The organism is Scytonema sp. HK-05, from assembly GCF_963872035.1.
In the GTDB taxonomy this organism is placed as follows: domain Bacteria; phylum Cyanobacteriota; class Cyanobacteriia; order Cyanobacteriales; family Nostocaceae; genus Kalymmatonema.
The window spans coordinates 157218-175409 of record NZ_CAWMYC010000114.1 but is presented as its reverse complement, the minus strand read 5'-3'; the positions used below and the strand labels follow the sequence as shown (position 1 = coordinate 175409).

Annotated in this window: 19 protein-coding genes; 14 read left to right on the top strand and 5 right to left on the bottom strand. The window is 43.5% G+C overall.

Annotated elements, in window-relative coordinates; all coding sequences use genetic code 11:
- Positions 1-49: 49 nt before the first annotated feature.
- Positions 50-823: a nickel pincer cofactor biosynthesis protein LarB gene (gene larB, locus AACT52_RS23410; RefSeq protein ID WP_073627383.1), complete on the top strand. Its 774-nt coding sequence runs from the start codon at positions 50-52 to the stop codon at positions 821-823.
- Positions 824-864: 41 nt separating this feature from the next.
- Here larB and AACT52_RS23405 read toward each other — a convergent pair whose 3' ends face one another.
- Positions 865-1806, bottom strand: a complete 942-nt coding sequence (locus tag AACT52_RS23405) for an SDR family NAD(P)-dependent oxidoreductase (protein ID WP_083629975.1) — start codon at positions 1804-1806, stop codon at positions 865-867.
- Positions 1807-1958: 152 nt separating this feature from the next.
- Positions 1959-2858, bottom strand: a complete 900-nt coding sequence (locus tag AACT52_RS23400) for a helix-turn-helix domain-containing protein (RefSeq protein WP_073627382.1) — start codon at positions 2856-2858, stop codon at positions 1959-1961.
- A 589-nt stretch (positions 2859-3447) separates the two neighbouring features.
- Here AACT52_RS23400 and AACT52_RS23395 point away from each other — a divergent pair.
- Together AACT52_RS23395 and argH are read left to right on the top strand one after the other, a co-directional pair.
- Complete coding sequence (locus tag AACT52_RS23395) at positions 3448-4197, top strand: hypothetical protein (RefSeq protein WP_073627381.1); 750 nt, start codon at positions 3448-3450, stop codon at positions 4195-4197.
- Between the two features lie 50 nt (positions 4198-4247).
- Entirely contained in the window at positions 4248-5636 is a 1389-nt protein-coding gene (gene argH / locus AACT52_RS23390) for an argininosuccinate lyase (protein WP_073627379.1), read from the top strand.
- Positions 5637-5709: 73 nt separating this feature from the next.
- Here argH and AACT52_RS23385 read toward each other — a convergent pair whose 3' ends face one another.
- Positions 5710-5874, bottom strand: a complete 165-nt coding sequence (locus tag AACT52_RS23385) for a hypothetical protein (RefSeq protein WP_198940821.1) — start codon at positions 5872-5874, stop codon at positions 5710-5712.
- A gap of 677 nt (positions 5875-6551) precedes the next feature.
- Between AACT52_RS23385 and AACT52_RS23380 the strand changes: the two genes are divergently transcribed.
- From AACT52_RS23380 to AACT52_RS23355, 7 genes are all read left to right on the top strand, one after another.
- Positions 6552-7046, top strand: coding sequence for an NUDIX domain-containing protein (locus AACT52_RS23380; RefSeq protein WP_073627375.1), 495 nt, complete (start codon positions 6552-6554; stop codon positions 7044-7046).
- A 185-nt stretch (positions 7047-7231) separates the two neighbouring features.
- Positions 7232-8041 (top strand): alpha/beta fold hydrolase, encoded by an 810-nt coding sequence (locus tag AACT52_RS23375; RefSeq protein ID WP_073627373.1) that lies wholly within the window; start codon positions 7232-7234, stop codon positions 8039-8041.
- Positions 8042-8180: 139 nt separating this feature from the next.
- Positions 8181-8600, top strand: a complete 420-nt coding sequence (locus AACT52_RS23370; protein WP_073627371.1) for an MATE family efflux transporter — start codon at positions 8181-8183, stop codon at positions 8598-8600.
- Positions 8601-8619: 19 nt separating this feature from the next.
- The gene (locus AACT52_RS41500) at positions 8620-8832 is read left to right on the top strand and encodes a hypothetical protein (RefSeq protein WP_143172707.1); all 213 of its coding nucleotides are present in this window, start codon (positions 8620-8622) and stop codon (positions 8830-8832) included.
- Between the two features lie 763 nt (positions 8833-9595).
- Positions 9596-10255: a hypothetical protein gene (locus tag AACT52_RS23365; RefSeq protein WP_073627369.1), complete on the top strand. Its 660-nt coding sequence runs from the start codon at positions 9596-9598 to the stop codon at positions 10253-10255.
- Between the two features lie 123 nt (positions 10256-10378).
- Positions 10379-11032, top strand: coding sequence for a hypothetical protein (locus AACT52_RS23360; protein WP_143172706.1), 654 nt, complete (start codon positions 10379-10381; stop codon positions 11030-11032).
- A gap of 181 nt (positions 11033-11213) precedes the next feature.
- Positions 11214-11873 carry a hypothetical protein gene (locus AACT52_RS23355; protein WP_073627365.1) on the top strand — a complete coding sequence of 220 codons (660 nt, stop codon included), beginning with the start codon at positions 11214-11216 and terminating at the stop codon, positions 11871-11873.
- Here AACT52_RS23355 and AACT52_RS23350 read toward each other — a convergent pair.
- Positions 11870-12682: a pantothenate kinase gene (locus AACT52_RS23350; RefSeq protein ID WP_073627363.1), complete on the bottom strand. Its 813-nt coding sequence runs from the start codon at positions 12680-12682 to the stop codon at positions 11870-11872. The genes AACT52_RS23355 and AACT52_RS23350 overlap by 4 nt on opposite strands.
- Positions 12683-12828: 146 nt before the next feature.
- Between AACT52_RS23350 and AACT52_RS23345 the strand changes: the two genes are divergently transcribed.
- On the top strand, positions 12829-14553 hold the full coding sequence (locus tag AACT52_RS23345; RefSeq protein WP_073627361.1) for a diflavin flavoprotein: 1725 nt from the start codon (positions 12829-12831) through the stop codon (positions 14551-14553).
- A gap of 122 nt (positions 14554-14675) precedes the next feature.
- On the opposite strand, the gene AACT52_RS23340 is transcribed toward AACT52_RS23345, so the two are convergent.
- On the bottom strand, positions 14676-14807 hold the full coding sequence (locus AACT52_RS23340; RefSeq protein WP_272937057.1) for a hypothetical protein: 132 nt from the start codon (positions 14805-14807) through the stop codon (positions 14676-14678).
- Here AACT52_RS23340 and AACT52_RS23335 point away from each other — a divergent pair.
- Genes AACT52_RS23335 through AACT52_RS23325 form a run of 3 tightly spaced genes read left to right on the top strand, consistent with a single transcriptional unit; the run spans position 14806 to position 18069 of the window.
- Positions 14806-15864 (top strand): RRXRR domain-containing protein, encoded by a 1059-nt coding sequence (locus AACT52_RS23335; RefSeq protein WP_073627359.1) that lies wholly within the window; start codon positions 14806-14808, stop codon positions 15862-15864. The genes AACT52_RS23340 and AACT52_RS23335 overlap by 2 nt on opposite strands.
- 58 nt (positions 15865-15922) lie before the next feature.
- A complete protein-coding gene (locus tag AACT52_RS23330) occupies positions 15923-16348 on the top strand; it encodes an esterase/lipase family protein (protein ID WP_073627357.1) in 426 nt (141 codons plus the stop codon).
- 8 nt (positions 16349-16356) lie between these two features.
- Complete coding sequence (locus AACT52_RS23325; protein WP_073627355.1) at positions 16357-18069, top strand: diflavin flavoprotein; 1713 nt, start codon at positions 16357-16359, stop codon at positions 18067-18069.
- Positions 18070-18192 lie beyond the last annotated feature (123 nt).

Genomic DNA, 18192 nt, shown 5'->3' with positions numbered 1-18192 from the left:
GGATAAAGGACTGCTAAACAAAGAACAAGCGACAAAGGAAAACAGACAAATGACAGATGAGAAATCTTTGCGATCGCTCTTAGAAACCGTTGCCAATGGTAACATCACCCCAGATGCAGCATTAGAAAAACTCAAAAATTTAGCTTATGAACCTGTCGGCGAGTTTGCCAAAATTGACCATCATCGCGCCTTAAGAACTGGCTTCCCAGAAGTCATTTGGGGACCTGGCAAAACTTCTGATCAAATTGCTCAAATTATGGAAGCTATGCGCCAACGCAACCCAGTGGTGATGGCAACACGCATAGAACCAGACGTTTTTGCTGCACTGGAAACAAAAGTTCAAGGTTTGTGCTACTACGACTCGGCGCGAATTTGTGCCATTACACCGCCTACCATTGAACCACAGTATCTTGGCACGATTGGGATTCTTTCTGCTGGCACTGCTGATTTACCTGTTGCTGAGGAAGCTGCTGTCACCGCAGAACTTTCTGGTTTCCGGGTGCAGCGGCTTTGGGATGTGGGAGTTGCAGGAATTCACCGCTTGCTCAATAACCGCCACGTCATCGAATCAGCATCGGTGTTGATTGTTGTAGCAGGGATGGAAGGCGCTTTACCCAGCGTGGTTGCAGGTTTGGCGGATTGTCCTGTGATCGCTGTTCCTACCAGCATTGGTTACGGCGCAAGTTTTGGGGGTTTAGCACCACTCTTGACAATGCTCAACTCTTGTGCTGCTGGTGTGGGTGTGGTGAATATTGATAATGGCTTTGGCGCAGCAGTTCTAGCAGGGCAAATTTTGCGAACGGCTTATAAATTAAGCAAATAAGATTTTATCCACGCTATTTGTGGAAGAATCTGCCACTTTCACTATTTGGTGAGATAACCACCTGTTGCATCGATATCGGTGCCGACCATAATCGTAGCATCATCGGAAGACAACCACATGACAACTCGTGCCATCTCTTCTGCCGTTGCCAGTCTGTTGATGGGATAATCTTTAGCAGTGGCTTGGGTCGTCGTACCCCAAGAACTCAACGCTCGACGCAACATAGGCGTGTCAACCGCACCGGGAGAAAAGGAGTTGACACGAATATTTTTACCCGTGAGTTCCATAGCTGCAGTTCTTGTGAGGGACATGATTCCAGCCTTGCTCGCCCCGTAAGGCGCAATGTTTGGAAATCCCTGGTGTCCGCCGACTGAAGCTGTGTTGACAATGATACCGCCACCTTGCCGCTGCATGACAGGAATCTCATACTTCATGGAAAGAAAAACGCCTGTCGCATTAGTTGCTATGACATTATTCCACTCCTCCAAGGACAATTCGGCGATCGCCTTTGGTGGAGCTTCTATCCCAGCGTTATTAAAGGCAATGTCAATGCGACCGTACTTTTGGACACAGCCATTAATGAAATTCCTGACATCGGTTTCTTTTCTGACATCCGCTTGCATATAAGTGGCTTCACCGCCAAAAGCTTGATTTTCAAGAACATTCGCTTCGCCAAGATTCGTGCGACGACCACAAAAGAACACTTTGGCTCCTTCTTTGGCAAAAGCGTAAGCAGTAGTTTTGCCGATGCCTGATGTTGCTCCGGTAATCAGTACAACCTTGTCTTTGAATCTACCGTTAGAATTTACCTTACCGCTTTCTGGTTCTACTGGTTTTTGGGTATTGGCAAAAGCACTTTGAGCTGTTGCTGTTGCTGCTAGTCCTACGACACCTGCGCCAATCATTTTGCGCCGCGTCATCGGAGAATTTTTTCTTTTTCCACTGTCCCCTGATTGTTGGTTCTTATCTTTTGTGTTGCTCATCGCTTTCCTACAGCTGATTTCTCCTTGGTTCCTCAATCGGTAGCAATCATACAGAACTCGGGCTCTTGCTGTCTTGCCAATTCTTGCGTTGAATGTCGTAATCTTACGAAATTACGTTGGCAATGCATGATCAAGATTTTTGGTATGGATGGCTAATTTCTGGTTTCTTCTCGATACGCTTTTGGCGTTGTTCCCATGAACCGCCGAAATACTGCTGTGAAGTGACTAGGATTTTGGAATCCCACGCGATCGCAAACTTCGATAATAGGTAACTTATTCTCAGCTAGTAGTGCCTTAGCACGTTCAACCCGGCAATGAATCACGTACTGATAAGGAGACAAACCAGTTGAGCGTTTGAACAAGGTGACAAAGTAATTTGGACTCAAATTAACAACGGCGGCGAGTTCAGCCAAGGACAAATCTTGCGACAAATGTTCATTGATATACTCGATGACTTCTTGCAATTTGGACGGCGGCAGATTATTGGTGTAATTTTTAATAGTTGGTGGAGATGCGGAATAATGTTTCAGGAGGTGAACCGCTAGCGTAGTCGCCATTGATTCAGCGTAGAGACGACTTATAGTTCCCTCGGCTTTGACTTCTCTGAGCAGTGCTAACCCTATCTGTTGCAAGAGTGGGTCGCGGATTCTCAGATGTGGAATAATTTCAATGCGGTTGGCTTCGGGCGATCGCTCTGTGGCTCTTACAACCAATTCTGGCTCAAGGCGTATAGCTATATATTCGGCTTTTCCATACCAACGCTCCCAGTTGAGCTGGTGAGCAGGCAGAATACTTAGGTCGCCACTCACAGAATACCCGCTTTGGAAGCGTCCATTCACCACATTTTCTACCTTAATAGGAGGTCCAGTTTGAATGGCAATGAGATCTTGTGGCAAGCAATGCTCAGGAATTTCAAACGGCGGTTGAGAATGGTGTTCTACGATAATGCCCTTCCATGCTTGGGGCTGACTCGCAAGAATAGGCTGGTTGGGTAGGATATCTGGTACGACTATCTCTGGGAGAGCAGAAGTTTTAGGCTTATCTTCAAACATGATTTTCAACTCTCCCTATTAGCTGTCAAAGTAAGTTGATATATAGGGCAGTCAATCCGTCCAGGGCTTGACAACTATACTATTGACTGAGGATAAGCCATACTGACTCACGCTAAATCTTTTTCTAAAACTCTATTTTTGAACAGTTCAATAAACTATTAATTTGAGATTCATTTCAGCTATTCATCAAGTAGATACAAAATTTTGTTCTTGGAACAAATTCCCTGTGGGAGAGTCAATTTAATTGAAAAGTTTCTTTTTTTATGACTCCCTTATTGCTACAAGATTACCTATCTTCTTCCTTTCTTCCTTCGTGCCTATTTCCAGAGGGTACCCTGCTTTGAACGTGGTTCATTTAATCGGTATTCTTATAGCGGCAAAGGAGTAGATAATTACTAAAAATATTGCCATTTACAGTGCTTCTTCTATGATTAGACCACTAACATTTGGCTTTTTTTGCCTATAAAAGCTTATAAAATCGACCTTTGAGATATCTTATTAATACCTACCTTACAGAAAATCGCTGTAAGCATAGCTAATCAAGAAATAGAATTTGTCATGTTTTATGAGTTAATTTTAGGAGATTTAAATGATTAGAGATAATTTACGAAAACAACGGCTTATCATTCTAAACTCATCTTTGTTCATAAGTATTTTATTAATTCTAGTTAGAAGTTTATTTTTACCTCATTCTTTGAACTATACACTCTTGTATTCTATATTATCTATTAGTTTAAAACATAGTCTGTTCACTCCAACTGTTTATTTTCTATGTTTATTAATAGTTTTTATCATTATTTCTATTTTTTCAGTTCAGTATTTTTTACAAAATTTTCAACGCAATCAATATAAATCGATAGTTCTTTTACTGATAACTCTACTTACTTTTATAAGTTTGTGGTTAGCTCAATATCCTATTATCCTACCAGATTTTTATTCTCTTTTACGAGAGCGTGAAGCAGTAGTTGCCATGATAAAATCTGGGGATTTACAACCAAATGAATCCCAAAGAATAAAGTTAGATAATCATATTCGATACAAAGTTTACCAGATGCAATTACCACCTCAGTATGCACATCTTTCTAAAAGTGGTGAAAGAGGTGGAGAAATCAATATTGTAGCTGATCAAGATAAGAAAGCTAAAATAATTGTTTTCTTTACCAGTGTTGGTAAGTTTAAAGGAGAACCAAATTACACAGCTTGGATGTATAGATTCGATACTGGGACATCCATCGAAAATCACATATTTGGAGTGAAAAATTTAACTTATTTTGTTTGGCTCTTAGATTCTTTCAAAATCAATCAGAACTGGTTTTGGGTGGATGTCATTGAAGATTAACGTTAATTATTTCATAATTCATAATTTGGCATTCATAATTTTCGCACACCATGACAGAACAACAAACTTGGAGTCAACGATTTGAATCAGCACTCCATCCTGCAATAGCTCGCTTTAATGCTAGTATTAATTTTGACATTCAATTAATAGAGTACGACCTTACAGGCTCTCAAGCTCATGCCAAAATGCTGGCTCACACTGGGATCATTTCTCAAGCAGAAGGAGAGCAACTCGTTGCGGGTTTAGAGCAAATTCGTCAAGAATATCGCCAAGGCAAATTTCACCCAGGTATCGAAGCGGAAGACGTGCATTTTGCCGTTGAGCGGCGTCTTGTGGAAATTGTCGGGGATTTAGGTAAAAAGTTACACACTGCTCGTTCCCGCAATGACCAAGTAGGTACTGATACCAGACTTTACCTACGCGACCAAATTCAACAAATCCGCAACCAATTGCGAGAATTTCAACTAGTTTTACTAGATATCGCTGAACAACACGTTGAAACACTGATTCCTGGTTATACGCATCTGCAACGCGCCCAACCTCTGAGTTTAGCTCACCACTTGCTGGCATACTTTCATATGGCGCAACGTGACTGGGAACGTTTAGCAGATGTTTCTCGCCGAGTGAATATCTCACCGTTGGGGTGTGGGGCTTTGGCTGGAACAACTTTCCCCATAGATCGTCACTATACAGCCCAACTTTTGGATTTTGAGGGAGTTTATGCAAACAGCCTGGACGGAGTGAGCGATCGCGATTTTGCGATCGAATTTCTCTGTGCTGCCAGTCTCATTATGGTTCACCTCAGTCGTCTTTCAGAAGAGGTGATTCTTTGGGCGTCAGAGGAATTTCGCTTTGTCACCCTCAAAGATAGTTGCGCTACTGGTTCTAGCATTATGCCCCAAAAGAAAAACCCCGACGTACCGGAACTCGTGCGGGGGAAAACAGGACGTGTATTTGGTCATCTCCAGGCAATGTTAGTCATGATGAAGGGGCTACCCTTGGCGTACAACAAAGACCTGCAAGAGGACAAGGAAGGTTTATTTGACAGTGTCAATACTGTTAAAGCTTGTTTGCAAGCAATGACGATCTTACTCCAAGAAGGTTTGGAATTTCGTAAAGCGCGCTTAGAACAAGCAGTGACAGAAGACTTCTCTAACGCTACCGATGTAGCAGATTATCTTGCCGCACGCGGTGTACCTTTCCGGGAAGCATACAATCTTGTGGGCAAAGTGGTAAAAACTAGTATTGCCGCCGGGAAACTCCTCAAAGATCTGAGCTTGGAGGAGTGGAAGCAACTGCATCCAGCATTTGCAGCAGACATTTACGAGGCGATATCGCCTCGGCAAGTCGTTGCTGCTCGTAATAGCTATGGTGGCACAGGTTTTGCCCAAGTTAGGCAAGCACTTGTTGCCGCCCGCGCTCAAATTACCGCTGAATAATGAATCAGGGCGTACAAATGTACGCCCTGATACCCGAAAGAGCTATAGGGCAAAAAACATTTCAACTGGGAACTTATTCAGCATCAATTGCTGCTGCGCCCTCATCTTCTTCGCTCTTCGGCGGTCGTTGTTGGAACCTTCTTTGGAAACGCCCTGTTGTGGTTCGTTTACGAAACTTTCGGGCGTATGCCTGGTTCCGTAGCGCCTTTTCTTTTTTTGGATTGCGGCGCTTAGCCATGTTCACCTCATGAATAAACAACAAAAAAACTGCCTCTAGGCTCAATTTAGGCAATAACACTTATTAGTATGACTTATGCAATTTTAGCCTAGTTCTGCAAGTTACATACTTTCAGACGGTCAACAATAGTAGCACATTTATTTTTTTGATGTCAATTGCTCTCTCGAATGATCACTCTGCTTACAATGAGTAGTTGTGCGTATCGCGAATGCCCAAATTCTTAACCAAGCCAATTTGAGAGCTAACCATAACCCTGCCTTAGTATTGTAGTTATTAGGGAAAGCTGCTCCTTGATCAAGAGAAATTGTGATGAAAAAATTGTAGAAAAGTAAAAATACAAATTATAGTTGCGGAACTGATTTGAGTTTTCAATTTAACTGATTGAATTTTTTTATTTATCTGATGAATTTGTATCAAAAAACAGATTTTACTGCTGGTGACAGCAAGTATAATGCTTTTGCTATAAGCTAAAAATTACATCGACTCCGAATTATATGTATATATACATACACTGTTTTTCTTGTCAGCAAATGGTAGAATTAATTTAAATTCTACGTTAAATCGTTAGAATAATACCCCAAACCACGAGCATTGTTGTACAACATACAACTCAGCATTACAGTTGAGAAAGTGTGAGTGGTGGGGGAACTCTACACTACAAGGCAGACATTTGAAAATTGAACGTTCTTGCTTTTTTTGGTGTGACTGTTCAGTCCACACGTAACTTATGGCGTATTGGACAAACCGTACTGGGCATTATCTTCCGTCATCCCATCCCAGGCACGAGTATTATCCCTATTTTGCCAGATGGTCGAATTGTGCTCATCCGCAGGCGTGACAATGGTCTGTGGGCATTACCTGGGGGTATGGTGGACTGGGGAGAAGATGTTCCCAATGCTGTCCAACGAGAGTTGATGGAGGAAACCGGACTAGAACTGGTGAAAATTCGGCGTTTAGTTGGTGTTTACTCCGCACCAGACCGCGATCCTAGAATTCATTCCATTTGTATTGTAGTTGAAGCAGAAGTGCGGGGAAAAATGGAAATTCAAGATACTTTGGAAGTGATGGAAATCCAAGCTTTTCCACTCAATTCCCTACCTCCAGGACAGATGTCTCACGACCATAATCGCCAGTTGCAAGACTATCTAGATGGCTTGACAACATTGGCATAATGCGATTTTAGATTTTGGATTTTGGATTAAGACTGGTTAGTGGTTAGTGGTTAGTAGAACAACTAACAAATGTAGAGACGCGCTGAATGAAACCGTCTCTACAACTACCAACTTATAATTAACAGCTAACAATTCCCAATCCAAATTCTGCTAAAAATAACTCTTATATTAAATAATTAAATAATATGGATTATCCATTCCGTAATTCCCGGATAAAGCTCTCTCAAGGGATACTTTTTTGGCGTGAAATTGGTGAAGGAACCTCTTTAGTTTTCTTACATGGTGCTTGGAATGACAGTAGCCAGTGGGTATCTGTTATGGAGATGCTGTCGCGGGATTTCCATTGCTTTGCTCCAGATTTATTTGGATTTGGTGAGTCAGAGTTTCCGAATGTCCACTATTCAATTGATTTGCAAATTGAGTGTTTGGCTCAATTCCTACACGCTGTGAAGCAACAAAGGGTGTATTTAATTGGAGATTCGCTTGGGGGTTGGATTGCTGCTAGCTATGCTTTGAAGTATCCAGAACAAATTAATGGTTTGGTACTACTAGCGCCAGAGGGTGTAGAGATAGAAGGACAAAAACAGCGATTGCAGAGAATGCAGCGGATACTGAAACGTCCACCACTGGTGTTTCAATTGTTGCGACTTCTTCGTCCGATCACCAAAATCTTTGGTTTGAATGAACAAATTGAACAGGATTGGCATTTTCATCAGGTGATGCAGCAATATCCCACAGCCAGCGAGCTCCTCTTTGAGCGCAAGCATCCAGAAATTAAGGCAGAATTGGTGGATGACCAATTATCATTCATCACAGTCCCAGTTCTCATTCTACAAGGTGGAAAAGACTCCTCAGAAGCTATAGCCATGAGTCGGGCTTATGCTCAATATATTCCTCAAGCACAGTTGAAAACAATTGCTCACGGAGGAAATGATTTACCACAGTCCTGCGCTGGAGTTGTGGCTGGGGATATTCGCGACTTTATCAAGCGATGAACTACCCCGCCGGGAGGCGCGGACGGGGTTTCACCCGACTCCGCTGAGTCTGGGGCTTAGAAATTTATAAAGTTTTACTAGACACACTCCAGCTACTTTTTCCCTCAATAGTGACCTATTGGTTAGATCTTTAGTCTATATGTCCACTTGGACAATTTTTTTCAATCTGAGTGCCACTTTCGGAACAGATGTTTTAGCTGAAAATACCTTGCTCCAACAGATAGTATTTCTGATCATGTTCTTGGTTGAAGGAATAGGCTTCGCTACGGAAACCCTAACTGGGAACTTTAAAGGTCAAGAAGCTAACGATCAGTTATTACCCCTATTGCAGATTTCGCTCTTAACTAGCTTAGGAGCAGCAGTTGTTGCTGCTTGCGCGTGGATTCTGTTACCTGAGACTGTTTTTGGGCTATTAACCAATCATGCCGAAGTTATAGAGCCACTTAAACGCTATATTCCTTGGTTATTTCTGGTCTTGAGTTGTTTTTCAATTCCTTGGATTGTGGAGGGTTATTTTGCGGGATTAGCAAAAGGGCAATCGCTACGTAACGCTGCCTAAGTAGCAACTTTCTTGGGATTTGCACCTGTGGCGGTTTGGGCGTGGTCGGCTCACAGTAACCATCTTTTGTGGTTGGCGACATCAGCGTTTATGGCAACAAGAGTCGTGGTACTTGGAGTCCAGTTGCCACAGACGTTTGAAACTAATTCAACAGCCGTTAGTCAATTGCCCGAGCTATAGAGATCGCGAAGCGCGATTGCGTGGCGATCGCACCAAAAAAGTAGAGTTATAAATATTACATATTTCAACTGTAGCTTTTCTTATCGGCATATACCACGCCGTAGGGGCACAGCAAAGCTTCGTGCCCCTACAATTGACGTGTCTTATACAAGGGTTGAAAACGGCTATAAGTATCTTCATTTATCCCTATTTTTCATAAATTTTTCATCGACTTTAAGAAAAATTACTGAAAATTTGTTTGATTTTTAGTGTTTTTCAGTCCAAAAATATACAAAAAATTCGTATTTGACTTTTTTTTATAAAAATACCTAAAAAATATATATTTATTCTAAGTAGTATTATACGATGCAGACACTAATAGGGTTGCAAATGTCAAGGACATTACTAACCTACGTAAGATCAATGAGGACGTTTGTAATTTTTGCGCAAAATATTTCACAACTCTCTTTAATATACGTAATAAATACACTTTCTATGTGTTTATAAATATACTGATGTGCGTAAATGAGAGTCATGCAAACCCAAGCCAGCTTGGAGCAGCAAAGATGTCAGTTGTGAGCTAATTGCCCTTGGAGCATAGGAGAATATTTTTTGGATATATGATATCTACGTAGCAAATATTAAGTATTAGCTTTACAAAAACAATAATAATACTTTATTAAGAATTTACACTTAAGTTTTTTTATATCTACCTATAGGCACTATGGGCAATAGATTACAAAGCTCAAAAATCAAGCTAAATGATTAATTTTTCTCCATTACCAGATTGTTTTTACTAATCATCCAGGGGATACATGGAAATAAAAAAATTATCTATGGCTGTTGCAGGAGCGGCATTTATCGCTCTCTTAACTGAAGGCACAGCGCCAGTTCAAGCTGCTCTATTAGACTTCAGCTTTACGACTGAAAGCGGCGCAACAGGTTCGTTTACCTTGGAAACGGACACTCCCCCCTCTGGTGAGCCGGGTATATTTGGACCTGGGATTACAGGAATTTCATATCCTAATGCTGTCTCTAATTTCTCTGTTTCTGCACCGTATATAAATTTGAGCAACGTCACTACTGACTTTAATGTTGTCCCATCTATTACTTCTGATTTTATAGGTTTTCCTGCTAATTTGGGGGTTCTTAGCGGTGTTAGTTATCCACCCGGATGCATAACAGCACCAGGCTTCACCTGTTTATTTGACGTTGCGGTACTTTACTCAGGAAATCTTTCAGAACTTCCCGTACTTTCTGACAATCCACTTTCCTACTCTAGAGGTGCTGGTATTAGATTCTATAATCCCACAACTCAAGAGCGGCTGCTCACTGACGATATTACCAATTTTCAAGTTGTCCGTAAACAACCTGTGCCTGAGTCAGGCTCTAGCTTGAGTTTATTAGCTTTTGGTATTGCAAGCGTAGGTTTACTACTGAAACGCAATTCCGACAGAACAGGTAAGGCTAAACAAGCTTTAATTCATAGCTCATAGTTTTTTGCCGCATTCCCCAAAAAATCAAATTCGCTTACATAATCAAATGCGCTGCAATTTCAGGGAATTGGGATTGCAAATAGTTTACTAGTAAGGTGCGATCGCATGATTGAGGAAATATTTATGGATATGAAAAGGTTATCTATGGCTGTTGCAGGAGCAGCGTTTATAACTTTGGGAACTGTAGCTGTAAATCCAGCTCAAGCTGCTCTACTTGACTTTAGCTTAAAGAGTCAAAGTGGTGCAACAGGAACATTTACCTTAGATACAGACACTCCCCCCTCTGGTGAGCCAGCTTTAGGACTTGGACCAGACAATCCAGGGATTTTATACCCCAATGCTGTTTCTAACTTCTCTTTTTCATCACCACAGCTTCAGGTGAGCGGTGAAACTGCTGACTGGGAAGTTATCCCATCTATTTTTCTTGGTCCTCCTGGTAGTCCGGTTCTTGCTGGTGTTGATGATCCAGCTGGGTGTGCAAGGGGAACTAATTTCACCTGTGTCATTAATATTGGTGTAGGCTACGCAGGAAACCTTCCAAAACTTTCCGATGATCCTAATTCCTACCCTTCCGACCGTATAGGTCTTGGTGTTATGTTAATTGACCCCATAACACGGGAGTCGGTTGGAATTGAGGAATTTACCCAATTTCAAGTTGTCCGTAAGCAAGTTGTCCCTGAATCACACTCTGGCTTAGGTGTATTAGCTTTTGGTATTGCAAGCGTAGGTTTACTACTCAAACGCAATTCGGACAGAAAGAAGCAGGTAGTTATCTAAAAAAATAGCGATGGGCTACGCCCCGCCTTCTTGCAATCGCATTCCCCAAAATATCAAATTCTGTTCCACACTTAAACGCGCTGCAATCTCCAGATACTGCGATCGCATATAGTTTACCAGCAAAGTGCGATTGCGCTCTTCGCAGTGCCCAAAGGGCAATCACATGATTAAGGAAATATGTATGGAGATCAAAAGCTTATCTATAACTGTTGCAGGAGCGGCATTTAGCGCTGTCTTAACTCTAGCCATAGCTCCAGTTCAAGCTGCCCCGCTAGACTTTAACTTTACTACTGAAAGGGGTGCAACAGGTTCTTTTACCCTAGAAACGGACACTCCTCCCTCTGGTGATCCAGCCTTATTAAGGATGGGGGTTACAGGAATTTCATACCCTAATGCTGTCTCTAACTTCTCTTTTTCAGCGCCCTATATAAATTTGAGCAGCGTTACAACTGACTTTAATGTCGTCCCATCCTTGACTTCTGATTTTATTGGTCTTCCTGCTAATTTAGGGGTTGTTAGCGCTGTTAGTTATCCAGCAGGATGCATAACAGCACCAGGTTTAACCTGTTTATTTGATATTTCTGTACTCTACTCAGGCAACCTTTCAGAATTGCCCAAACTTTCCGATAACCCCAATTCCTACTCTATAGGACTTGGTGTTGATTTCTACGATCCCACAACTCGAGAGCGTCTGCATGACGATATTACCAATCTTCAAGTTGTCCGTAAGCAACCTGTCCCTGAATCGAACTCTGGCTTAGGTGTATTAGGTTTTGGTATTGCTCTTGCAGGTTTACTACTCAAACGCAATTCGGACAGAAACAAGCCGCTAGCTATCTAAAAAAATAGCGATCGCATTCCCCAAAATATCAAATTCTGTTCCACACTTAAACGCGCTGCAATTTCAGGAAACTGCGATTGCATATACTTTACTAACAAAGTGCGATCGCCTCCAGTAATTGCAACATTACCTTGCGGAAACTCGCGCCACCACGCTTCAATAAAATCTTTGATTCCAGCTAGTAGAGTGTAAATAACCCCACTTTGCATAGCCTGTTGAGTATTAAGAGCATACCGGTGGGGAAGTTGCTGCGGTAATTCAACTGTTGGTAATTGTCCTGTTCTTCCACTAAGAGTGGCAAGTTGCAAGCCCAACCCTGGCAAAATTGCGCCTCCAACCAAATAATGGTTAGCATCCGCACCTGTAAATGTCAGTGCTGTTCCAGCATCAATCACCAGCATAGGAAAACCCCAAGTCTGTGCAGCACCCCATAAAGCCAAGGCGCGGTCGATTCCCAGTGTAGAATACATCCCCTTTATGGGTACTTGGTCTAAGGTAAGAATACGAACATTAGGGTAAGTTTGCCACAGTGCCGTTTGACTGGGAACGACAGAGGCGAGGAGCAGGGGAAGAGGGGGGGATGAGGAAGATGAGGGGGATGAGGGAGAGAAAAATTTCTCATTAAGTGGGAAAATTTCTGGTGGTAGGTTGTGCAGTGTTTGAGATTCAGACAGTTGCTGGACAATATTTGCTGGTAGATAGTCTGTATCCCAAGCATGAATGAGTCTTTCGCCTGTAAACCACGCCCAATGTAGCCGGGAATTTCCAATCATTAACCCCAACCAAGTTGTCTGCTGAGAGTCTCTCATCTGCTGTTTAATCCCTACACCCCTCACCCATAGTGATACTTTTGGTTTTTTTAACCCAACTATAGATTATTTATTAAAACTTTACAATTAACTCGTGTCACAATAGGGACAGAGTAATAAATACTCAGTTGCTAAGGAGGCTGGTTATGGTAGCGCTCACCGAAAGAACAAAAAAAAGGCTCACCATGCAGACTGTCGAGATTGCTCCCGATACGACGGCAATCCGTTCTCTGGATTGGGATCGCGATCGCTTCGACATCGAGTTTGGTCTGCAAAATGGTACTACATACAATTCATTCCTCATACGCGGTGAGCAAACAGCTCTGGTCGATACGTCGCATGAAAAATTTCGCCAGCTGTTTTTAGATACTCTCAAAGGTCTGATTAATCCAGCAGAGATTGATTATCTCATTATCAGCCACACTGAACCAGACCACAGCGGTTTAGTCAAAGATGTTCTGCAACTCGCGCCGGATGTCACCGTTGTTGGTTCCAAAGTGGCAATCCAGTTTCTTGAAAATTTGGTGCATACTCCGTTTAAGCGGCAAATTGTCAAAAATGGCGATCGCCTCGATTTGGGCAACGGACACGAACTAGAATTTGTCATTGCACCCAATTTACACTGGCCCGACACCATCTTCTCTTTCGATCACAAAACCCAAACTCTCTTCACCTGCGATGCGTTTGGGATGCACTATTGCTCAGATAGTACGTTTGACGAAGATTTAAAAACGATTGAAGCAGATTTTGAATATTACTACGAATGCCTGATGGCTCCCAATGCTCGTTCAGTTCTGTCTGCCCTCAAACGGATGGATGAACTGAAAAAAATTAGCATGATTGCTACAGGTCACGGACCGTTATTATACCACAATGTTGACGAACTGACCGGACGCTATCGCAGTTGGAGCAAAACCCAGGCAAAGGCAGAAACGACGGTTGGAGTATTTTACGTTTCCGATTACGGGTATAGCGATCGCCTAGCGCAAGCAATTGCCAGCGGTATTACCAAAACTGGTGTTGGTGTAGAAATGGTAGACTTGCGTGCTGGCGTTGATTTACAAGAGTTGCGAGAACTTGTAGGTCGCTGTGCTGGAATTGTCGTCGGAATACCTCCAGCTTCTAGTGCAGCCAGTATGCAATCAGCTCTGAGCACGATTATAGGCTCTGTGAATGAAAAGCAAGCTGTGGGCATTTTTGAATCAGGCGGTGGCGATGACGAACCAATTGACCCGTTGCTGAGTAAATTCCGGAATTTGGGTTTAACACCAGCCTTCCCAGGAATTCGGATTAAAGAAACTCCAGGGGAAGGTACATACAAACTATGTGAAGAAGCGGGGACAGACTTAGGACAGTGGGTGACACGCGATCGCAGCATCAAAGCAATGAAATCTCTCGGTGCTGATCTCGACAAAGCATTAGGCAGAATCAGCGGCGGACTATACATCATCACCGCCAAAAAAGGTGATGTGTCCAGCGCCATGCTAGCTTCTTGGGTAAATCAAGCCAGCTTCAGACCCTTGGGAATATCCATAGCTGTCGCCAAAGATAGGGCAATTGAATCACTCATGCAAGTAGGTGATAAATTTGTCCTCAACGCCCTTGAAGAAGGCAATTATCAACGCCTCATGAAGCACTTCCTCAAACGGTTTGCCCCAGGTGCTGACCGCTTTGAAGGAGTGAGAACCCAGCCAGCCGAAAACGGTGCGCCCATCCTTGCTGACGCGTTGGCATATATGGAGTGTGAAGTTATCAGTCGCATGGATGGTGGCGACCATTGGATTGTATACAGCACCGTTTATGCAGGACGGGTTTCCAAACCGGATGCACTCACAGCAGTTCACCATCGTAAAGTCGGAAATCACTATTAAAAACAGCAGTCCACTCTACCAAATAACTGATAACCGCCTGTCAATAACTCCGCCCTAAAAGGGACGGAGCTTGTAAAGAGCAAACTTTACGTGTTTGACTAGCCCACCGAGACTAACTGCGGTTAAAACTTCCGGATACTTCCCCAGTTCGGACACACTTTAAGACCATTTGCTTGGTCGTTGGGTAATGCCAAGACATCTGTAGTTAGTTGGGCGAGGGGACTAAAAACTTTACTCGTAAGGATTATCTCCATGCAACGAGTTCCAGTATTAACACCATCAGGTAAGCCATTGATGCCAACAAAAGCCAGTAGGGCGCGTCGTTGGTTAAAACTTGGGAAAGCAAAAGTTGTTTATAACGACCTTGGAATCTTCCAAGTTCAATTAGTTAGGTGTCCCAGAGCAATAGACGCTCAACCAATTGCGGTTGGTATTGATCCGGGTAAATTATATAGTGGCGTAGCCATTCAATCTGCCAAGTTTACCTTGTGGACTGCTCACTTACAGTTACCCTTTGAAATCGTCAAAAAGCGGATGGAGCAACGCGCCATGATGCGGCGTGGTCGTAGAGGGCGACGAATCAATCGCAAACTACCTTACAATCAACGCGCTCACCGCGAGAAACGTTTTAATAATCGGCGTCAATCCAAGTTACCCCCTAGTATCCGAGCTAATCGCGAGCTAGAGTTACGAGTTCTTGAGGAACTATCTCTGATTTACCCGATCACATATGTTGCATACGAAATCGTTAAGGCTCGCGGTGATAAGGCGTTCAGTCCAGTGATGGTTGGGCAAAAGTGGCAATTAGAAAATCTGGAAGGGTACGGCAATGTACGCGAGATCGAAGGCTGGCAAACTTCCCAGATCAGGCAACAACTAGGATTGCAAAAACAGAAGCATTCTAAAGGGGACGCAATACCCGCGACTCACGCCGTTGATGGGGTTGCCTTAGCCTGTAGTGCGTTCATTCAATATGGCGTCACCTCAACTCATTCGATGGGCTGGAGGGGAGAGGTGACAGTACAATCCGCTCCTTTCGCTGTGATCCGGCATCCGCCAATCTCACGGCGTCAACTTCATCTCATGGTTTTTGCCAAGGGTGGAGTTAGACGCAAGTATGGCGGCACTGTTACCCGCCACGGCTTCAGAAAAGGTGATCTGGTTCAATCTCCCAAGGGGATTGGCTACGTCAGTGGTGATACCGAAAAACAAATATCTGTCAGCGATGCTAACTGGAAACGGTTAGGACAGATAGCGTCTAGCAAGATTCAATTGATTCACCGTTCAAACAGGTTGATCGTAACTTACTAGATTTTGTAAAGCCGTCCTTCGCTTCGCTAAAGGACGGGGTTTCAGACCCAAATTTTCGATGAGTCTTTTTTGTCTGGTTCACGGTCCTTACCTGAGTACGTGGAGTTGGGATCTACTTACCCAAGAGATGGAGGCGCGAGGTCATCAGACAGTAGCAGTGGATTTGCCTATTGAAGACCCAGCTGTTGGTGTCGCTCAATATGCCGAAGTCGTGAGCGAGGTGCTGCAAGGATTTGAAGATGATGTGGTACTGGTTGGTCATTCGATGGCAGGCTTAATTATCCCCGTCGTTGGCAGTCAGCGTCCAGTGCCTCAGCTTGTTTTCGTTGCTGGACTCATCCCGCACATTGGTGTAAGTTCCCTTGACCAGTTTTATGACGAGATAAATCCCAACTTACTCAAGGCAATAGGCTACGATCCGCCAGAAGCTGATAAGTTCGAGCAGTTCCAGGATAAGCCAAATATGTTCAATATTGAATTTTAATATAACTTATGTCAGAAACTAAGCCCCGTGACGTTCAGGTTCTCCCCATCGCTACTGACACAACTGTCCTTCGTTCCCGCAGTTGGACACGCCTGCGATTTGAAATAGAATACGCTCTGGCAAAAGGAACAACTGCCAATTCTTATCTCATCAAAGGAGATAAAACCGCCCTTATTGATCCTCCAGGGGAAACGTTTACGGAAATTTACCTGCAAGCGTTGCAGCAGCGGTTTGATTTAACAGATATTGATTATGTCATTCTTGGTCACGTCAATCCCAATCGCGCCGCAACTTTAAAAGCTTTGCTGGAACTTGCGCCGCAAATCACTTTTGTTTCTTCTAACCCAGGGGCAATAAATTTGCGTGGTGCATTGGAAAATCCAAATTTGCCAGTCATCGTTATGCGGGGGGAAGAAACTCTCGATTTAGGCAAAGGTCATAATTTGCAATTTATCCCCACCCCCAACCCCCGCTATCCAGATCAACTTTGCACTTATGACCCGCAAACAGAAATTCTCTACACAGATAAGCTTTTTGGGGCGCATATGTGTAGCGACCAGGTGTTCGATGAAGGCTGGGAAATATTTAACGAAGATAGGCGCTATTATTTTGATTGCCTCATGGCTCCCCATGCCCGTCAAATCGAAACAGCGCTGGATAAACTTGCCGAGCTGCCCGTCAGATTGTATGCTACTGGGCACGGTCCTCTAGTGCGCTATGCCTTAGTCGAACTGACCAAAGGTTATTATCAGTGGAGTCAGCAGCAAACATCCGCCGATACAACGGTAGCGTTGATTTATGCTTCAGCGTATGGAAACACGGCAACTTTAGCGCAGGCGATCGCTCGTGGCATCACCAAAGCAGGTGTCAGTGTAGAATCTATTAATTGCGAATTTGCTGACCCCGAAGAAATCCGCGCTGCAGTTGAAAAAGCATCTGGCTTTGTCATTGGTTCTCCCACCCTCGGCGGTCATGCACCAACTCCTGTCCAAACAGCTTTGGGTATTGTTCTTTCCACCGCGACTAACAACAAACTTGCAGGTGTCTTTGGTTCCTTCGGCTGGAGTGGAGAAGCAGTTGATTTAATCGAAGGCAAACTGAAAGATGCTGGATATCGCTTTGGGTTTGACAGTATCCGCGTCAAGTTTAAACCCAACGATGCTACCTTGCAATTGTGTGAAGAAGCAGGAACCGACTTTGCCCAAGCCCTGAAGAAAGCTAAAAAAGTCCGTACCCCCAGCCAACCTGCAACAAATGTTGAACAAGCAGTTGGGCGCGTTGTTGGTTCACTGTGCATTCTCACAGCAAAGCAAGGTGATATATCCAGTGCCATGTTAGCCTCTTGGGTATCTCAGGCAAGCTTTAACCCACCTGCTTTAACAGTTGCTGTGGCTAAAGACCGCGCTGTGGAACTACTGACGCACTCTGGAAACAAATTCGTCCTCAACGTTCTTAAAGAAGGAAATCACATAGGGTTGATGAAGCACTTTCTCAAACCCTTTGGTCCAGGACAAGACCGATTCGATGGTGTATCAAAAGAAGAAGCCCAAAACGGCTCCCCCATTCTTACTGATGCTCTAGCATACCTAGAGTGTTCAGTAAAAAACCGGATGGAAGCAGGCGATCACTGGCTTGTTTATGCGACTGTGGATAATGGCAAATTGCTAGATAACGATGGTGTAACTGCTGTGCATCACCGCAAGTCTGGAAGTCATTATTAACGTGAGCTATAAATTTATACGAATAACATCCCACTTTGTGCTGTTGATGATAAGTCAATACAGTTCAGTTAAGGATTTTTGGTGGGATTCGCGTTCTTTGTAGAGACGCGCTGAATGAAAGCG

Coding starts and splice junctions, on each gene's coding strand:
- AACT52_RS23335 (WP_073627359.1), top strand. CDS start 14,806: ATGCAACGAGTTCCAGTATTAACACCATCAGGTAAGCCATTGATGCCA.
- AACT52_RS23370 (WP_073627371.1), top strand. CDS start 8,181: ATGTCCACTTGGACAATTTTTTTCAATCTGAGTGCCACTTTCGGAACA.
- AACT52_RS23365 (WP_073627369.1), top strand. CDS start 9,596: ATGGCTGTTGCAGGAGCGGCATTTATCGCTCTCTTAACTGAAGGCACA.
- larB (WP_073627383.1), top strand. CDS start 50: ATGACAGATGAGAAATCTTTGCGATCGCTCTTAGAAACCGTTGCCAAT.
- AACT52_RS23325 (WP_073627355.1), top strand. CDS start 16,357: ATGTCAGAAACTAAGCCCCGTGACGTTCAGGTTCTCCCCATCGCTACT.
- AACT52_RS23340 (WP_272937057.1), bottom strand. CDS start 14,807: ATGGAGATAATCCTTACGAGTAAAGTTTTTAGTCCCCTCGCCCAACTA.
- AACT52_RS23330 (WP_073627357.1), top strand. CDS start 15,923: ATGAGTCTTTTTTGTCTGGTTCACGGTCCTTACCTGAGTACGTGGAGT.
- AACT52_RS23395 (WP_073627381.1), top strand. CDS start 3,448: ATGATTAGAGATAATTTACGAAAACAACGGCTTATCATTCTAAACTCA.
- AACT52_RS23405 (WP_083629975.1), bottom strand. CDS start 1,806: ATGAGCAACACAAAAGATAAGAACCAACAATCAGGGGACAGTGGAAAA.
- AACT52_RS23400 (WP_073627382.1), bottom strand. CDS start 2,858: ATGTTTGAAGATAAGCCTAAAACTTCTGCTCTCCCAGAGATAGTCGTA.
- AACT52_RS23345 (WP_073627361.1), top strand. CDS start 12,829: ATGGTAGCGCTCACCGAAAGAACAAAAAAAAGGCTCACCATGCAGACT.
- AACT52_RS23350 (WP_073627363.1), bottom strand. CDS start 12,682: ATGAGAGACTCTCAGCAGACAACTTGGTTGGGGTTAATGATTGGAAAT.
- argH (WP_073627379.1), top strand. CDS start 4,248: ATGACAGAACAACAAACTTGGAGTCAACGATTTGAATCAGCACTCCAT.
- AACT52_RS23385 (WP_198940821.1), bottom strand. CDS start 5,874: ATGGCTAAGCGCCGCAATCCAAAAAAAGAAAAGGCGCTACGGAACCAG.
- AACT52_RS23375 (WP_073627373.1), top strand. CDS start 7,232: ATGGATTATCCATTCCGTAATTCCCGGATAAAGCTCTCTCAAGGGATA.
- AACT52_RS23360 (WP_143172706.1), top strand. CDS start 10,379: ATGGATATGAAAAGGTTATCTATGGCTGTTGCAGGAGCAGCGTTTATA.
- AACT52_RS23355 (WP_073627365.1), top strand. CDS start 11,214: ATGGAGATCAAAAGCTTATCTATAACTGTTGCAGGAGCGGCATTTAGC.